Origin of the sequence: Dankookia sp. P2, from assembly GCF_050632255.1 — a bacterium.
In the GTDB taxonomy this organism is placed as follows: domain Bacteria; phylum Pseudomonadota; class Alphaproteobacteria; order Acetobacterales; family Acetobacteraceae; genus Paracraurococcus.
The window spans coordinates 4,552,332-4,565,196 of the sequence record NZ_CP192581.1; the positions used below are offsets into that span (position 1 = coordinate 4,552,332).

Below are 12,865 nucleotides of genomic sequence, written 5' to 3' on the forward strand. Positions count from 1 at the left end.
GCCGGGGTCGGCGACGGCGGGGGCGTGCGATGGGGCTGGTCCGTGGCCGGTGGCGCGGATCTCCTACCACGCCCCCGGCCGCGCGGTCAGCCGACCTCGGTCACCGAGCCGTCGAGCGCCATGATGCCGGTGACCACGCGCAGCGCCGGCTTCCGTCTGGCGACCTCGGCGCGGAAGCTGCTCAGCGCCTCGGCATGGGCGGTGGTCTCGTCGGTTGGCGTCGCCACCGCAGCCTCGCCGAAGGCCAGCTTGGCGGCACCGCAGTCGCGATGGGTCAGGGCGACGACGGCATGGATGTTGTGCAGCGCGACGGTGATGTCGAGATTGTCCCAGAAGGCTTGGTGCCAGGCGGCGAAGCGCGGGTGGACCGCGCCGATCGGCCCGCCGGCGATGACGAACTGGCTGTACCGGTTCCGCAGGTGCTGCGCGCCCATGTACTCGAAGCTGCCCGTGGTGAAGCGCGGATCGATGCAATTGACCAGCATCGCCTCGTAGTTGCCGCTGGCGGCGCGGGCGATGCCGGCCATGGCGGGCAAGGCCAGCAGGCCGCCGAGGCCGGCGAGCACGCCGCGGCGCCCGAGCGGCAGCGCGCAGCCGCAGCCAGCATGGTGGATGGTATGCGGGGTGACGGAGGTGCAGTCGGGCATGGAACGTTTCCGAAAACGGGACGCTCCGATACTACACGTTTCCGTGTTATATAAACTTACAGTTGCTTCACCCCGCCGAGGCCGAGCTCAGGCCCGGCCGTGGCAGTGCTTGTACTTCCTGCCCGACCCGCAGGGGCAGGCCGCGTTGCGCGGGGTGCGCGACCAGGTCGTGGGGTCGCTCGGGTCCACCGCCTCGGCCCGCCGCCCGGCATCGCCGGTCGCCATCGGCACGGGGCGTAGCCGCCGGCCTCGCCCTCGCCGGCCATCTCCAGCTCGGCCATCGCCGGGTCGGGGTGGCGCATGTCCAGCACCCGCACCGGGTCCGGGGAGGGCGGCGGCTGGTCGGGCTGCAGCTCGATCCGCATCAGCACGCTGGTCACCCGCTCCCGCAGGTCGGCCAGCATGCCGTTGAACAAGCCGAAGGCTTCCGACTTGTACTCGTTCAGCGGGTCGCGCTGGCCATAGGCGCGCAGGCCGATGCCCTGGCGCAGGTGGTCGAGCGCGAGCAGGTGCTCCTTCCAGACCGCGTCGAAGATCTGCAGCAGCAGCGACTTCTCGACCATCCGCATCAGGTCGGGGCCGATATTGGCCGCCTTGGCGGCGAAGTGCTGCTCCGCCGCGGCCTCGATGCGCTCGCGCACCTGGGTCTCGTCGATGCCTTCCTCCTTCGCCCAGGCCGCCACCGGCAGGTCGAGCCCGAGCTGGTCGCGCACCTTGGCCTCGAGCCCGTCGAGGTCCCATTGCTCGGGATAGGCGTTCTCGGGGATCGCCTTGTCGACCATGTCGGCGATGCATTCGCGGCGCATCTCGGCGACCGTCTCGGCGACCTCCGTCGCCTGCATGAAGGTCTTGCGCTGGGCATAGACCTCCTTGCGCTGGTCGTTCATGACGTCGTCGTATTTCAGCAGGTTCTTGCGCGTGTCGAAGTTGCGCGCCTCGACCTTCTTCTGCGCCTTCTCGAGCGCCTTGTTGATCCAGGGGTGGACGATCGCCTCCCCTCCTTCAGGCCGAGCTTCTGCAGCATGCCGCCCATGCGGTCGCTGCCGAAGATGCGCATCAGGTCGTCTTCCAGGCTCAGGAAGAAGCGGGACGCGCCCGGGTCGCCCTGGCGGCCGGAGCGGCCGCGCAGCTGGTTGTCGATGCGCCGGCTCTCATGCCGCTCCGTGCCGATGACGAAGAGCCCGCCGGCGGCCTTGGCCTTCTGGCGGCCGGCCTCGACCTCGGGCTTGTGGCGGGCCATCGCCGCCTCGAATTCCGGGCCCTCGCCGAGGCCGCCGGCCTCCTGGCGCGCCAGCATCTCGATGTTGCCGCCGAGCTGGATGTCGGTGCCGCGCCCGGCCATGTTGGTGGCGATGGTGACCGCGCCGGGCCTTCCGGCCTGCGCCACGATCGCCGCCTCCTGCTCGTGGTAGCGGGCGTTCAGCACGTTGTGCGGGATGCCGCGCTGCTTCATCAGCGCCGAGATCACCTCCGACTTCTCGATGCTGGTGGTGCCGACCAGGACCGGCTGGCCGCGGGTGCGGGCCTCGTCGATCAGGGTGGCGACGGCGGCGTACTTCTCGGTGGCCGAGCGGTAGACCTCGTCGTCGCTGTCCTTGCGGGCGACGGGGACGTTGGTCGGGATCTCGACCACTTCCAGCTTGTAGATCTCGGCGAACTCGTCCGCCTCGGTGCTGGCGGTGCCGGTCATGCCGGCCAGCTTCGGATAGAGCCGGAAGTAGTTCTGGAAGGTGATGCTGGCCAGCGTCTGGTTCTCGGGCTGGACGGAGACATGCTCCTTCGCCTCCAGCGCCTGGTGCAGGCCGTCCGAGTAGCGCCGGCCCTCCATCATGCGGCCGGTGAACTCGTCGATGATGATGACCTTGTCGTCGCGGGTGATGTAGTCGACGTCGCGGGCGAAGAGCACATGCGCCCGCAGCGACTGGTTCACGTGGTGGACCAGCGTCACGTTGTGGAAGTCGTAGAGGTTGCCCTCCTCGAGCATCCCCGCCTCGCGCAGCATCTCCTCGACCGTCTCCGAGCCCTGGTCGGTCAGGTTGGCGGTGCGCTGCTTCTCGTCCTTCTCGAAGGTCGAGCTGTCCTCGACCAGCCGCTTCACGACCTCGTCCACCCGGCGGTAGAGGTCGGAGCTGTCCTCCGACGGGCCGCTGATGATCAGCGGGGTGCGCGCCTCGTCGATCAGGATGCTGTCGACCTCGTCGACGATGGCGTAGTTGAAGTCGCGCTGGACCATCTCCTCCAGCCGGTACTTCATGTTGTCGCGCAGGTAGTCGAAGCCGAATTCGTTGTTGGTGCCGTAGGTGACGTCGGCCGCGTAAGCCGCGCGGCGCTGCTCGTCCGACAGGCCATGGACGATGACGCCGGTGGTCAGGCCGAGGAAGCGGTAGATCCGCCCCATCCATTCGGCGTCGCGGCTGGCCAGGTAGTCGTTCACCGTGACGACGTGGACGCCCTTGCCGGACAGGGCGTTGAGGTAGACCGGCAGCGTCGCCACCAGGGTCTTGCCCTCGCCGGTCTTCATCTCGGCGATCTTGCCCTCGTGCAGCACCATGCCGCCGACCAGCTGGACGTCGAAATGGCGCAGGCCGAGCACGCGCTTCGCCGCCTCCCGCACCGTGGCGAAGGCCTCGGGCATCAGGTCGTCGAGGGTCTCGCCCTTGGCCAGGCGCTCCCGGAACTGGGCGGTGCGGGCCTGCAGGGCCGCATCGTCGAGGGCGGCGGTCTGCTGCTCCAGCGCGTTGACCTGGGGCACGCGGGCCTGCAGGCGCTTGAGCGCCCGGTCGTTGGCGGTGCCGAGGATGGCGCGGGCGATGCGTCCGAACATGCGGGCCTTGCTACTCCGGGATGGCGCCGGGCCCGCGCGGGCCGCGGTCGCAGCGGCATCGCAGGCGGGACGGGCGCCGCAGGCGAGGCGGGGTCGTGACGGAAGGGAGGAGGGGGCCAAGATGGGCCCCGGACCCTTCCGGGCGGCGGGTGCTGCGCGACCCCGGCGCGCGGCGAGAGATAGGCAAGCGCCGCGCCCAGGTCAACGGCGGCGCCACATGGCCCTCTGGCCCCGGTTGCCGCAGGGGAGGCTTCGGCCATTGTCCGGCGCCGTCCGAAGGGTGCCGTTCCGTATGCGTTTCCGTTCCATGACCCTGGCTGCCGCCCTGCTGCTGCCGGTCGCACCCCATGCCGCCCTGGCCCAGGCGCCCGCCGCCCCTGCTGCCGCCCCGGCCGAGGATCCCATCCTCGCCCGGGTCGATGGCCAGCCGATCCGCCTGTCCGACGTCCTGGCCACCGCCCAGGACGTGATGCCGGCCGACATGCGCGACCTGCCGCCGGCCACGCTGATGCAGGTCATCCCCGCCGAGGTCCGCCGCCAGCTGGTCGAGCGCACCATCACCGAACGGGCGCTTACCGCCGCCGCCCGGGCCGCCGGCCTCGACAAGGAAGAGGCGGTGCGCCGCCGCATCCAGCGGGCCGAGGAGCAGGAGCTGCAGCAGGCCTTCCTGGCGCGGGAGGTGGCGGCCAGCGTGACCGACACCGCGCTGCGCGCCCGCTACGACCAGGAACACGGCAAGCGCCAGGGCGACGAGGAGGTCCGCGCCCGCCACATCCTGCTGAAGACCGAGCCGGAGGCCCAGGCGGCGCTCGCCGCGGTCAAGGGCGGCGAGGATTTCGCCGCGGTGGCCCGGCGGCTCTCGACCGATCCCGGCTCGCGCGACGGCGGCGACCTCGGCTTCTTCAAGCGGGGCGACATGGTCCCCGAATTCGCCGAGGCGGCCTTCGCGATGAAGCCGGGCGAGCTCAGCGCCCCGGTGAAGAGCCCCTTCGGCTGGCATGTCATCAAGGTCGAGGAGCGCCGCGCCGCGCCGGTGCCGAGCTTCGAGGAGAGCCGCCAGCAGCTGCGCCAGCAGATGCTGCAGGAGCAGGTGGATGCGGTGGTGCAGCGGATCCGTGCGAGCGCCAAGGTGGAGCGGCTGGACCAGCCGCCGGCCGGCGGCTCGCTGCTCGACAACGCCGCGCCGCCGGCCGCCACGCCGCCGGGCGCCCGCCCCGCGCCGCAACGCCGCTGAACCATTGCACGCCGCCCGCGCCGGGACCGCCGGCGCGGGCAAGGGCGTGCCCGCTGAGGAGGAATGCCGCATGGCCGGCAAGGATCTCGCCGTCTCCCCGCTCGCCCTGCCGCTGCCGGAGGTGCCGCCGGTCGCCGGCGTCCGCCTCGGCGTGGTGGCGGCGGGCATCCGCTATGTCGGCCGGGCCGACCTGACCATGATGGAACTCGCCCCGGGCACCACCGTGGCCGGCGTCTTCACCCGCAACAAGTGCCCGGGCGCCCCGGTGGACTGGTGCCGCCAGGCGCTGAAGGGCGGCAAGGCGCGCGCGCTGGTGGTCAATGCCGGCAATGCGAACGTCTTCACCGGCAAGGCGGGGCGGGAGGCGACCAAGGCGACCGCGGTGGCCGCCGCCGGCCTGGTCGGCTGCAAGCCGGCCGAGGTCTTCCTTGCTCGACCGGCGTGATCGGCGAGACCCTGCCGCACGGGAAGCTGACCGCCGCGCTTCCCGGGCTGCATGCCGGGCTGGTGCCGGAGCGCTGGGCCGAGGCCGCCCGCGGCATCATGACCACCGACACCTTCCCCAAGGCGGCGGTGCGGACCGCCGATATCGGCGGGACCACGGTGACCATCGCCGGCATCGCCAAGGGCAGCGGCATGATCGCCCCGGACATGGCGACCATGCTGAGCTTCGTCGCCACGGACGCAAAGATCCCGGCCGAGGCGCTGCAGGCGCTGCTGTCGAAGGGGACCGCAAAGACCTTCAACTGCGTCACCGTCGACAGCGACACCTCGACCAGCGACACCGTGCTGGTCTTCGCCACCGGCCAGGCCAAGCACCCGCGGGTGCCGAAGGAGGGCGGCGCGGTGCTGAAGGACTTCGCCCGGGCGCTGGAGGAGGTGCTGCACGACCTGGCGCTGATGGTCGCCCGCGACGGCGAGGGCGCGCAGAAGCTGATCGAGATCAACGTCACCGGGGCGGTCAGCGCCAAGTCGGCCCACCGCATCGCCATGACCATCGCCAATTCGCCGCTGGTGAAGACCGCGATCGCCGGCGAGGACGCCAATTGGGGCCGCATCGTCATGGCGGTGGGCAAGGCCGGGGAGCCGGCCGACCGCGACCTGCTCAGCGTGGCCGTCGGCGGCACCTGGATGGCGGCGCGACGGCGGCGTCGTCGCCGGCTACGACGAGACCCCGGTGGTCGCCCACATGAAGGGGCGGGAGGTCGAGATCACCGTCGATATCGGCCTCGGCAGGGGCAAGGCCCGCGTCTGGACCTGCGATCTCACCCACGGCTACATCGACATCAACGGCAGCTACCGCAGCTGGAGCCGCGCGATGCGGCGGCCGGCGCCGGGGTGAAGCCCGGCCCGGCCGCTTCGGGCGGTCCACGCGCGGCGGCAGGATGCCGGGATCGGCCCGGAGCAGGGCTCCGGCGCCCCTCCGCAGCTCCCGCGCGGCCGGGCCTGCGGCCCGATGTTGCATGGATCGCACGCTCAACGAACTCGCAGGCCGGGACGCGGTGCCGGGACCGGCGCGCCGCGTTGACAGCCGGGGGTCCATGGCCGTTCCTGGCAGCCCCCCGAGTGAGTCGCCGCCCCCCGTGACCTCCGCACCCCCCGATTTCCCGCCGCTCCGAACCGAGCGGCTGACCCTTCGTCCCTGCTTCCGGCGGATGCCGCCGCGCTGCACCGCCTGGTCAACGACTGGGAGGTGGCGAAGACCCTGGCCCGCGTGCCCTTCCCCTATCCGCGCGAGCTCGCCGATACCTGGATCGCCTCCACCTGGGCGCAGATCGAGGCCGGCGAGGCCTGGCACCTGGCGATCATCGGCGAGGAGAACGGCGCCGAGCACCTGGTCGGCTGCATCGGCCTGACCCTGGCGCGGGCCCAAGGGCGGGCTCAGGGGCGCGATGGCCGGACGGCCGAGCTCGGCTATTGGCTCGGCCGCCGCTTCTGGGGCCAGGGCCTGGCGCCGGAGGCGGCCGGGCGGCTCTGCCGCTGGGCGCTGGCCAACCTGGAGATCGCCGGCATCCGCGCCAGCGCGCTGAAGGACAACCCGCGCTCCCAGGCGGTGCTGCGGCGGATCGGGCTGCGGCCGGCCGGGGAGGGGTGCAGACCTTCCTCTCCCGCGGCGGGCCGATGCCCGTGCTGCTCTTCGAGGGCGGGCGGGAGGAGATCACCGGCGACGCGCCGCCGCCGGCCGAGGCGCCGGCCGCGGGCCTGCCGGTGCTGCTGGTCGCCGCCGTCGCGCTCGTCGATGCCGATGGCCGCGTGCTGCTGGCCCGGCGTCCCGAGGGCAAGCCGCTGGCGGGGCTCTGGGGAATTCCCCGGCGGCAAGGTGAAGCCCGGGGAGACGCCGGAGGCGGCGCTGATCCGCGAGCTGAAGGAGGAGCTGGACATCGACGTTTCGGCCGCCTGCCTCGGCCCCTTCACCTTCGCCTCCCACAGCTACGAGAAATTCCACCTGCTGATGCCGCTGTACCTGTGCCGGCGCTGGCAGGGCGAGGTGCGCCCGGTGGAGGGCCAGGCGCTGGCCTGGGTGCGGCCGCAGAAGCTCGGCGGCTATGCCATGCCGCCGGCGGACAAGCCGCTGGTGGCGATGCTGCGGGATTTCCTGTGAGGGAGGGGCGTGCTATCATCCAATGATAGCGCGGGAGACGGGAATGGCGCAGGTCCTGGTCCGGCAACTCGATGATGCCGTCGTCGAACGGGTGAAGCGGAAGGCCGCCGCGGCCGGCACCTCGCTGGAAGGCTATGTGCGCGACCTGATCACCCGTGACGCGCAGGACGACCGGGCCGCCCTGATCGAGAAGCTGCGCGCGCTGCGGGCCGCCCAGCCGCGGCAGACCTCCGACTCGACCGAGACCATCCGCCGCTGGCGGGACGGCGAGCGCGACGACGACTGATGGTCGTCGTCGATGCGAGCTGCGCGGTGCCCTGGTTCGTCCCGGAAGCCGGCTCGGCTGCCGCGGAGGGCCTGCTCGCGCCCGACCTGTTCCTCGTTGCGCCCGACCTGCTGATCGTCGAGACGATGAATGCCCTGCTCCGCAAGCAGCGGCGCGGCGAGGTCTCGGCGTCGCTGCCGTCCGAGGCGTTCGAGGCCTTGTCGGCGCTGCGCATCACGCTCCTCCCGCTGGCGCCGCTGCTGCGGGACGCCGTCGCGCTCTCGCAGCAGCACCGCCACCCGATCTATGATTGCTGCTACCTTCTCGTCGCCCAGCGCCGCGGCCTGCCGCTCGCCACCTTCGACCGCCGCCTGGCCGCCCTGGCGGAGGCCCTCTCGATCCCCCTCTGGTCCCCCGACCGCGTCCAGGATTCCCCATGACGAACAACCCCACCGCCTGCCTGCTGATCATCGGCAACGAGGTGCTCTCGGGCCGCACCCGCGACGCCAACCTGCAATTCCTCGCCACCCGCCTCGGCGAGATCGGCATCCCGCTGCGCGAGGCCCGCGTCATCCCCGACGTGCCGGAGACCATCATCGCCGCGGTGAATGAGTGCCGGGCGAAGTTCGCCCATGTCTTCACCACCGGCGGGATCGGCCCGACGCATGACGACATCACCAGCGAATGCTTGGCGAAGGCCTTCAACGTGCCCTGGGAGGTGCACGAGCCCTCCCGCGCCGCGATGGCCGCCGAATATGCCCGCCGCGACCCGCCGGTCGAGTTCAACGCCGCCCGCCTGCGCATGGCGACGCTGCCGAGGGGCGCCGTGCCGATCGTCTCCTCGGAGACCATGGCGCCTGGCTTCTCGATGGAGAACGTCCATGTGATGGCGGGCGTCCCCGCATCATGCGGGCGATGTTCGAGGCGCTGGCGCCGACCCTGGAAGGCGGCGCGCCGATCCTCTCGCACACCGTGCATGCCGACTATGTCTATGAAGGCCAGATCGCCGCGGGGCTGTCGGCGATCCAGGCGAAGTACCCGGCGCTCGATCTCGGCAGCTATCCCTACTACCGCGGCAAGGGCGGCGGCGTCGCGCTGGTGGCCAAGGGCACCGACGGGGCGGCGGTGGACCAGGCTGCGGCGGAATGCCTGGCGCTGCTCGCCGGCTTCGGCGCGGCGCATGAGGGCGAGCCGGCGCCGGAATAGGCACGGCAAGGAAGGCCGGGGAGAAGGTATTCTCCCCGGACCGCTCATCCATTTTTCCGCGCCTGGCAGCCGCTGCGTGGCGCGACCCCTCTCACTCCTCGGCGAAGCGCGCCAGCCGCACCGCGGTCTGCCCCGGCATCGCCCGCAGGCTCGGCATCACGAGCAGGCAGTCGTCATGCGGGGTGCGGATCTCCGCCTCCCCGTCCAGCGCGATCAGCGTGTTCCGCTGCGGCACCACATGGCCGCCGCGATACGGGCGCAGGAAGGCGAAGCCACTGGTCTGCGCCGTGACCGTGCGGGTCACCCGGGCCACCCGCCCGGGCGGCGGCGCGGTGGCGGGCGGCGGCACCAGCAGCGCATCCTCCGCCGCAACCGTCCCGGCCAGGCGCAGCAGCCGCGCCGCGGCCACCTCCATGGTGGCGACCGTCACCGTCTCCCAGTGCGAGCCGGCTTCCAGCAGCAACGCGGTTCGCGTGCCGGTCGGATCGGCGAAGGGCGCATGGTCGATCAGCCGCAGCCCGGCGGCATGCCCGTCATCCGCCACCACCAGGGGTGGCAGGCCGATCTCCGCGCCAGCCGCGCGGCGCGCGCCGATTGCCCGACAAGCATCAGCGGGTCCGAGGGCCAGAGCATCGAGTGCAGGTCGAGCAGCACGTCGACCGTGTCCAGCAGCGGCCGCAGCGCCCGGGCCCGGCGCAGTTCGCAGGACCGCCTTCCGCCGGACAGCGTCTCCTCGTCCCAGACCCGGTTCAGGTCCTCGTCGATGAAGCGGCTGGCGGTCGGGTCCTCCGGGTCGAAGCGGCCGAGCGCGTCGAGATTGGCCATGACCAGGGACAGCCGCCCGCGCACCGGCCGCAGCCCGCCGCGCAGCCAGCGGTCCAGCACCACCGCGCCGCCGATCTCGTTGCCATGCGTCGCCGCGACCACCGCGACATGCGGCCCGGGTTCCGCGGCGACGAAGCTCCAGACGCCCCGCATCACGTTGCCGCCGAACCAGGCCTCCAGGTCCGGCCGCACGATCCGCACATCCAGCCGCGGCGGCCCCGCCAGGGTGCCGCCGGCGAGGATCGCGGCCAGCGCGGGGGGCAATGCGTCCTGGTCGGGCATCACCGCGCCGCCAGCGTGCCCGCGAGGCGGTCGATGAAGTCGAGGCAGGACGCGATCTGGCTCTCCGCCACCCATTCCTCCGGCTGGTGCGCCTGGGCGATGTGTCCCGGCCCGCAGACAATGGTGGCGATTCCGGCATCCTGGAAGAACCCGGCTTCGGTCCCGTAGCTGACGCGCGCGACGCTGTTGCGCCCGGTCAACCGCTGCACCAGCAGGGCGAGCGGCGCATCCTCGGCCAGGTCGAAGGCCGGCAGGTGCGAGCGTTCGGCGACCGTGATGCGCGCATCGGGCGCCACCGCGCGCAGCGGCGGCAGGACCGTCTCCTCCATGAAGGCGACCAGCCCGTCGCGCACCGCCTGCGGGTCGTCGCCGGGGATGCTGCGGACCTCGAACAGGAAGCGTGCGCGGTCGGGCACGATGTTGAGGATGGTGCCGGCCTCGAAGGTGCCGACATGCACCGTTGTCCAGGCCGGCTCGAAGCCTTCGGCGCGGCGGCCGGTCGTGGCGGATCGCGCGTGCCCGGGCCGAGAGCCAGGCGACGCCCTCGGCCGCCGCCTGCAGCGCATTCGCGGTCTCCGTGGTGCGCGACGAATGGCCCGACAGGCCGGTGACGGTGACATCCCAGCTCGCATAGCCCTTCTGCGCGATGACCGGCGCCATGCCGGTCGGCTCGCCGACGATGCAGGCGGCGGGCGGCGGCTGGCCTTCCCCCAGGCACGGCACCAGCGCCCGGGCGCCGGCCGCGGTGGTCTCCTCGTCATGCGTCAGGCAGAGATGCACGGGCCGCGTCAGCGGCATCGCGGCAATGCGCGGCAGCATGGCGATCGCGCAGGCGGCGAAGCCCTTCATGTCGGCGGTGCCGCGGCCGATCAGCCGGCCCTCCTGCCGCCGCAGGGCGAAAGGATCGGCCAGCCAGGCCTGGCCTTCCACCGGGACGCAATCGACATGCGCGGACAGCGCGATGCCGCCCGCGATGCGCGGCCCGACCACCGCATGCAGGTTCGCCTTCTCCGCCGCCGCGTCGAGCGTCACCCGGCTTTCGACGCCATGCGCCGCAAGCCAGTCCTCCACCCAGCGGATCAGCGGCAGGTTGCTGTTGCGGCTGGTCGTGTCGAAGGCCACGAGCCGCTCCAGCAGCGTGACTGCCTCCTCAAGCATCTCTTTGCCTCCCTCAGTCAGTCTATACGGGGTGGTGAGCACGGCAATCCGTGCAAGGGGAGGAGTTGTCACCGCCATGGCGCCATCCGCTGGATCGGCCGTGCCGCGCATCGCGGTGCTCGGCCTGCACCTCGAGGCCAACGCCTTCGCGCCGCCGACACGGCGCGAGGATTTCGCGCGGCAATGCCTGGTGCAGGGCGAGGCGGTGAGCACGCTGGCGCGGTCCGAGGCCAGCCACCTGCCGGCCGAGATCCCTGGCTTCTACCGCCGCATGGATGCGACCGGCCCCTGGTGCGCTGTGCCTTTGCTGGTTGCCGCGGCGCCGCCTGGCGGGCCGATCGAGCAGGCGGTCTTCCTCGACCTCCTCGATGCGATGCGGCGCGGCCTGGCCGCCGCGCTGCCTCTCGACGGCATCTATCTCGCCAGCCACGGCGCCTCCTCGGCAACCGGGGAGCAGGACAGCGACGGCGTCATCGCGGCGATGATCCGCCAGGTGGTCGGCCCCGCGGTGCCGGTGGTCTGCAGCCACGACCTTCACTGCAACGTGTCCGAACTTCTGGTCGAATCCGTCGACGCGCTGGTGGTCTACCGGACGAATCCGCATGTCGACATGGCGGCACGCGCCGCCGAGTCGGCCGACCTGCTGCGCAGAATTGCTGGCCGGCGGGCGCTTCGCGCGGGCCTTCGTCCGGCTGCCGCTGGTTCCGCCTTCCGTCACCCTGCTGACCGAAGCCGGCCCCTATGCCGAGCGCATCGCCGAGGCCGAGGTCGCTGATGCGCGCCGATCCGCGCATCGCCAATGCCTCGGTCGCCGGCGGCTTCGTCTTCTCCGACCTGCCGAAATGCGGGATGACGGTGACGGTGACCGCGCGCTGCGGCGATGCGGCGCTGGCGCGGGAGACCGCCGCGCGGCTCGCGCGGCATGCCTGGGCGGAGCGGCACAGGCACCGGCCCGCGCTGACGCCGCTGCAGGATGCCGTGGCCCTGGCCGTCGCCGCAGGGCGGGGCGAGGTGCCGCCGGTGCTGCTGGCCGATGTCGCCGACAATCCCGGCGGCGGCGGGCGCGGCAGCACGACGTATCTGCTGCGGGCGCTGCATGCGGCCGGGGCGCGGGGCGTCGTGCTCGGCGTCTTCGTCGATCCGGCCCTGGCGGCCGAGGCGCATGCGCTGGGCGAGGGCGCCGAATTCCACGCGGCCTTCAACCGCGTCCCCTCGGGATTCTCGGAAGGATTTGCGGCGCCGGCCCGCATCCTGGCGGTGCGCGACGGCACGGGGGTGGGGCGGCGCGGCACCATGGCGGGGCGGCGCTTCGATCTCGGTCCCTCGGCGCTGCTGGAGCTGGCGGGCTCGGGCCTGCGGGTCGTGGTCGGCTCGCTGCGGCGGCAGCTGCATGAGCCGGCGATGCTGGAGCTGCACGGCATCGACATCGGGCTGGCGCGCTGCGTGGTGGTGAAGAGCCGCGGGCATTTCCGCGCCGGCTTCGACGAACACTTCCCCGACGACCGGATCATCGAGGTGGACGCACCCGGCCTGACCAGCCCGGTCCTGGCCAATTTCGCCTGGAAGCGGCTGCCGCGGCCGGTCTTCCCGCTGGACGCGGCCGCGGCCTGGGAGGGCTGACGGCGCTGGCTTTCGCGACCGGACCGCGCTATAGGAATATAATCAGCAGCCGCGCCTGCCCGCGGCGCCCGGGCGGCCCGTCGCGAGCCGGGATTGAAAAGCTCAGATTCCAAAAATCCAAAGGCAGGCTCGGCGGCAGGCTGCGGAAAGCCTGGCGAAGCGCCGAAAAGGGCCGGACCGGCCTCAATCGGTTTGAGGGCAA

Annotated in this window: 12 protein-coding genes and 4 pseudogenes; 8 read left to right on the plus strand and 8 right to left on the minus strand. The window is 72.2% G+C overall.

The features are described 5' to 3' along the window. Nucleotides 1–86: 86 nt before the first annotated feature. From ACQ86J_RS26930 to secA, 4 genes and pseudogenes are all read right to left on the minus strand, one after another. On the minus strand, nucleotides 87–647 hold the full coding sequence (locus ACQ86J_RS26930; RefSeq protein ID WP_431267947.1) for a hypothetical protein: 561 nt from the start codon (nucleotides 645–647) through the stop codon (nucleotides 87–89). A gap of 87 nt (nucleotides 648–734) precedes the next feature. Continuing rightward, entirely contained in the window at nucleotides 735–872 is a 138-nt protein-coding gene (locus ACQ86J_RS26935) for an SEC-C metal-binding domain-containing protein (RefSeq protein ID WP_431272545.1), read from the minus strand. Between the two features lie 188 nt (nucleotides 873–1,060). Next, nucleotides 1,061–1,636, minus strand: a pseudogene (locus tag ACQ86J_RS26940) (preprotein translocase subunit SecA); the annotation flags it as partial. Beyond that, nucleotides 1,549–3,471, minus strand: coding sequence for a preprotein translocase subunit SecA (gene secA, locus ACQ86J_RS26945; RefSeq protein WP_431267948.1), 1,923 nt, complete (start codon nucleotides 3,469–3,471; stop codon nucleotides 1,549–1,551). The gene secA and the pseudogene ACQ86J_RS26940, both read right to left, overlap by 88 nt. Nucleotides 3,472–3,778: 307 nt before the next feature. Here secA and ACQ86J_RS26950 point away from each other — a divergent pair, with 307 nt between their 5' ends. The 6 genes and pseudogenes from ACQ86J_RS26950 (at nucleotide 3,779) to ACQ86J_RS26975 (ending at nucleotide 8,778) form a co-directional block, all read left to right on the plus strand. Continuing rightward, nucleotides 3,779–4,705: a peptidylprolyl isomerase gene (locus tag ACQ86J_RS26950; RefSeq protein WP_431267949.1), complete on the plus strand. Its 927-nt coding sequence runs from the start codon at nucleotides 3,779–3,781 to the stop codon at nucleotides 4,703–4,705. Nucleotides 4,706–4,775: 70 nt separating this feature from the next. Then, nucleotides 4,776–6,047, plus strand: a pseudogene (argJ, locus tag ACQ86J_RS26955) (bifunctional glutamate N-acetyltransferase/amino-acid acetyltransferase ArgJ). Between the two features lie 351 nt (nucleotides 6,048–6,398). Beyond that, nucleotides 6,399–7,307 carry a bifunctional GNAT family N-acetyltransferase/(deoxy)nucleoside triphosphate pyrophosphohydrolase gene (locus tag ACQ86J_RS26960; protein ID WP_431267950.1) on the plus strand — a complete coding sequence of 303 codons (909 nt, stop codon included), beginning with the start codon at nucleotides 6,399–6,401 and terminating at the stop codon, nucleotides 7,305–7,307. A gap of 43 nt (nucleotides 7,308–7,350) precedes the next feature. Then, complete coding sequence (locus tag ACQ86J_RS26965) at nucleotides 7,351–7,593, plus strand: FitA-like ribbon-helix-helix domain-containing protein (RefSeq protein WP_431267951.1); 243 nt, start codon at nucleotides 7,351–7,353, stop codon at nucleotides 7,591–7,593. Next, nucleotides 7,593–8,012 (plus strand): type II toxin-antitoxin system VapC family toxin, encoded by a 420-nt coding sequence (locus ACQ86J_RS26970; RefSeq protein ID WP_431267952.1) that lies wholly within the window; start codon nucleotides 7,593–7,595, stop codon nucleotides 8,010–8,012. The genes ACQ86J_RS26965 and ACQ86J_RS26970 overlap by 1 nt, the downstream gene beginning before the upstream one ends. After that, a pseudogene (locus ACQ86J_RS26975) lies at nucleotides 8,009–8,778 on the plus strand (competence/damage-inducible protein A). Before ACQ86J_RS26970 ends, ACQ86J_RS26975 begins: the two are co-directional and overlap by 4 nt. 91 nt (nucleotides 8,779–8,869) lie before the next feature. Here ACQ86J_RS26975 and ACQ86J_RS26980 read toward each other — a convergent pair. The 4 genes and pseudogenes from ACQ86J_RS26980 to ACQ86J_RS26995 form a co-directional block, all read right to left on the minus strand. Continuing rightward, nucleotides 8,870–9,325 (minus strand): hypothetical protein, encoded by a 456-nt coding sequence (locus ACQ86J_RS26980; RefSeq protein ID WP_431267953.1) that lies wholly within the window; start codon nucleotides 9,323–9,325, stop codon nucleotides 8,870–8,872. After that, nucleotides 9,286–9,885: a hypothetical protein gene (locus tag ACQ86J_RS26985; RefSeq protein WP_431272546.1), complete on the minus strand. Its 600-nt coding sequence runs from the start codon at nucleotides 9,883–9,885 to the stop codon at nucleotides 9,286–9,288. The genes ACQ86J_RS26980 and ACQ86J_RS26985 overlap by 40 nt, the downstream gene beginning before the upstream one ends. Beyond that, nucleotides 9,885–10,343, minus strand: a complete 459-nt coding sequence (locus ACQ86J_RS26990; protein ID WP_431272547.1) for a M20/M25/M40 family metallo-hydrolase — start codon at nucleotides 10,341–10,343, stop codon at nucleotides 9,885–9,887. The genes ACQ86J_RS26985 and ACQ86J_RS26990 overlap by 1 nt, the downstream gene beginning before the upstream one ends. A gap of 148 nt (nucleotides 10,344–10,491) precedes the next feature. Continuing rightward, nucleotides 10,492–11,154: pseudogene (locus tag ACQ86J_RS26995) on the minus strand (M20/M25/M40 family metallo-hydrolase); the annotation flags it as partial. On the opposite strand from ACQ86J_RS26995, the gene ACQ86J_RS27000 reads away from it, so the two are divergent. Then, the gene (locus ACQ86J_RS27000) at nucleotides 11,144–11,818 is read left to right on the plus strand and encodes a M81 family metallopeptidase (protein ID WP_431267954.1); all 675 of its coding nucleotides are present in this window, start codon (nucleotides 11,144–11,146) and stop codon (nucleotides 11,816–11,818) included. The pseudogene ACQ86J_RS26995 and the gene ACQ86J_RS27000 overlap by 11 nt on opposite strands. Then, entirely contained in the window at nucleotides 11,818–12,663 is an 846-nt protein-coding gene (locus tag ACQ86J_RS27005) for an MlrC C-terminal domain-containing protein (RefSeq protein ID WP_431267955.1), read from the plus strand. Before ACQ86J_RS27000 ends, ACQ86J_RS27005 begins: the two co-directional genes overlap by 1 nt. Nucleotides 12,664–12,865: the final 202 nt, after the last annotated feature.

What these genes read in the sequence shown, in the direction of transcription:
- ACQ86J_RS27005 (WP_431267955.1), top strand. Translation starts at nt 11,818, where the DNA reads ATGCGCGCCGATCCGCGCATCGCCAATGCCTCGGTCGCCGGCGGCTTC.
- ACQ86J_RS26930 (WP_431267947.1), bottom strand. Translation starts at nt 647, where the DNA reads ATGCCCGACTGCACCTCCGTCACCCCGCATACCATCCACCATGCTGGC.
- ACQ86J_RS26935 (WP_431272545.1), bottom strand. Translation starts at nt 872, where the DNA reads ATGGCGACCGGCGATGCCGGGCGGCGGGCCGAGGCGGTGGACCCGAGC.
- ACQ86J_RS26985 (WP_431272546.1), bottom strand. Translation starts at nt 9,885, where the DNA reads ATGCCCGACCAGGACGCATTGCCCCCCGCGCTGGCCGCGATCCTCGCC.
- ACQ86J_RS26965 (WP_431267951.1), top strand. Translation starts at nt 7,351, where the DNA reads ATGGCGCAGGTCCTGGTCCGGCAACTCGATGATGCCGTCGTCGAACGG.
- ACQ86J_RS26970 (WP_431267952.1), top strand. Translation starts at nt 7,593, where the DNA reads ATGGTCGTCGTCGATGCGAGCTGCGCGGTGCCCTGGTTCGTCCCGGAA.
- secA (WP_431267948.1), bottom strand. Translation starts at nt 3,471, where the DNA reads ATGTTCGGACGCATCGCCCGCGCCATCCTCGGCACCGCCAACGACCGG.
- ACQ86J_RS26950 (WP_431267949.1), top strand. Translation starts at nt 3,779, where the DNA reads ATGACCCTGGCTGCCGCCCTGCTGCTGCCGGTCGCACCCCATGCCGCC.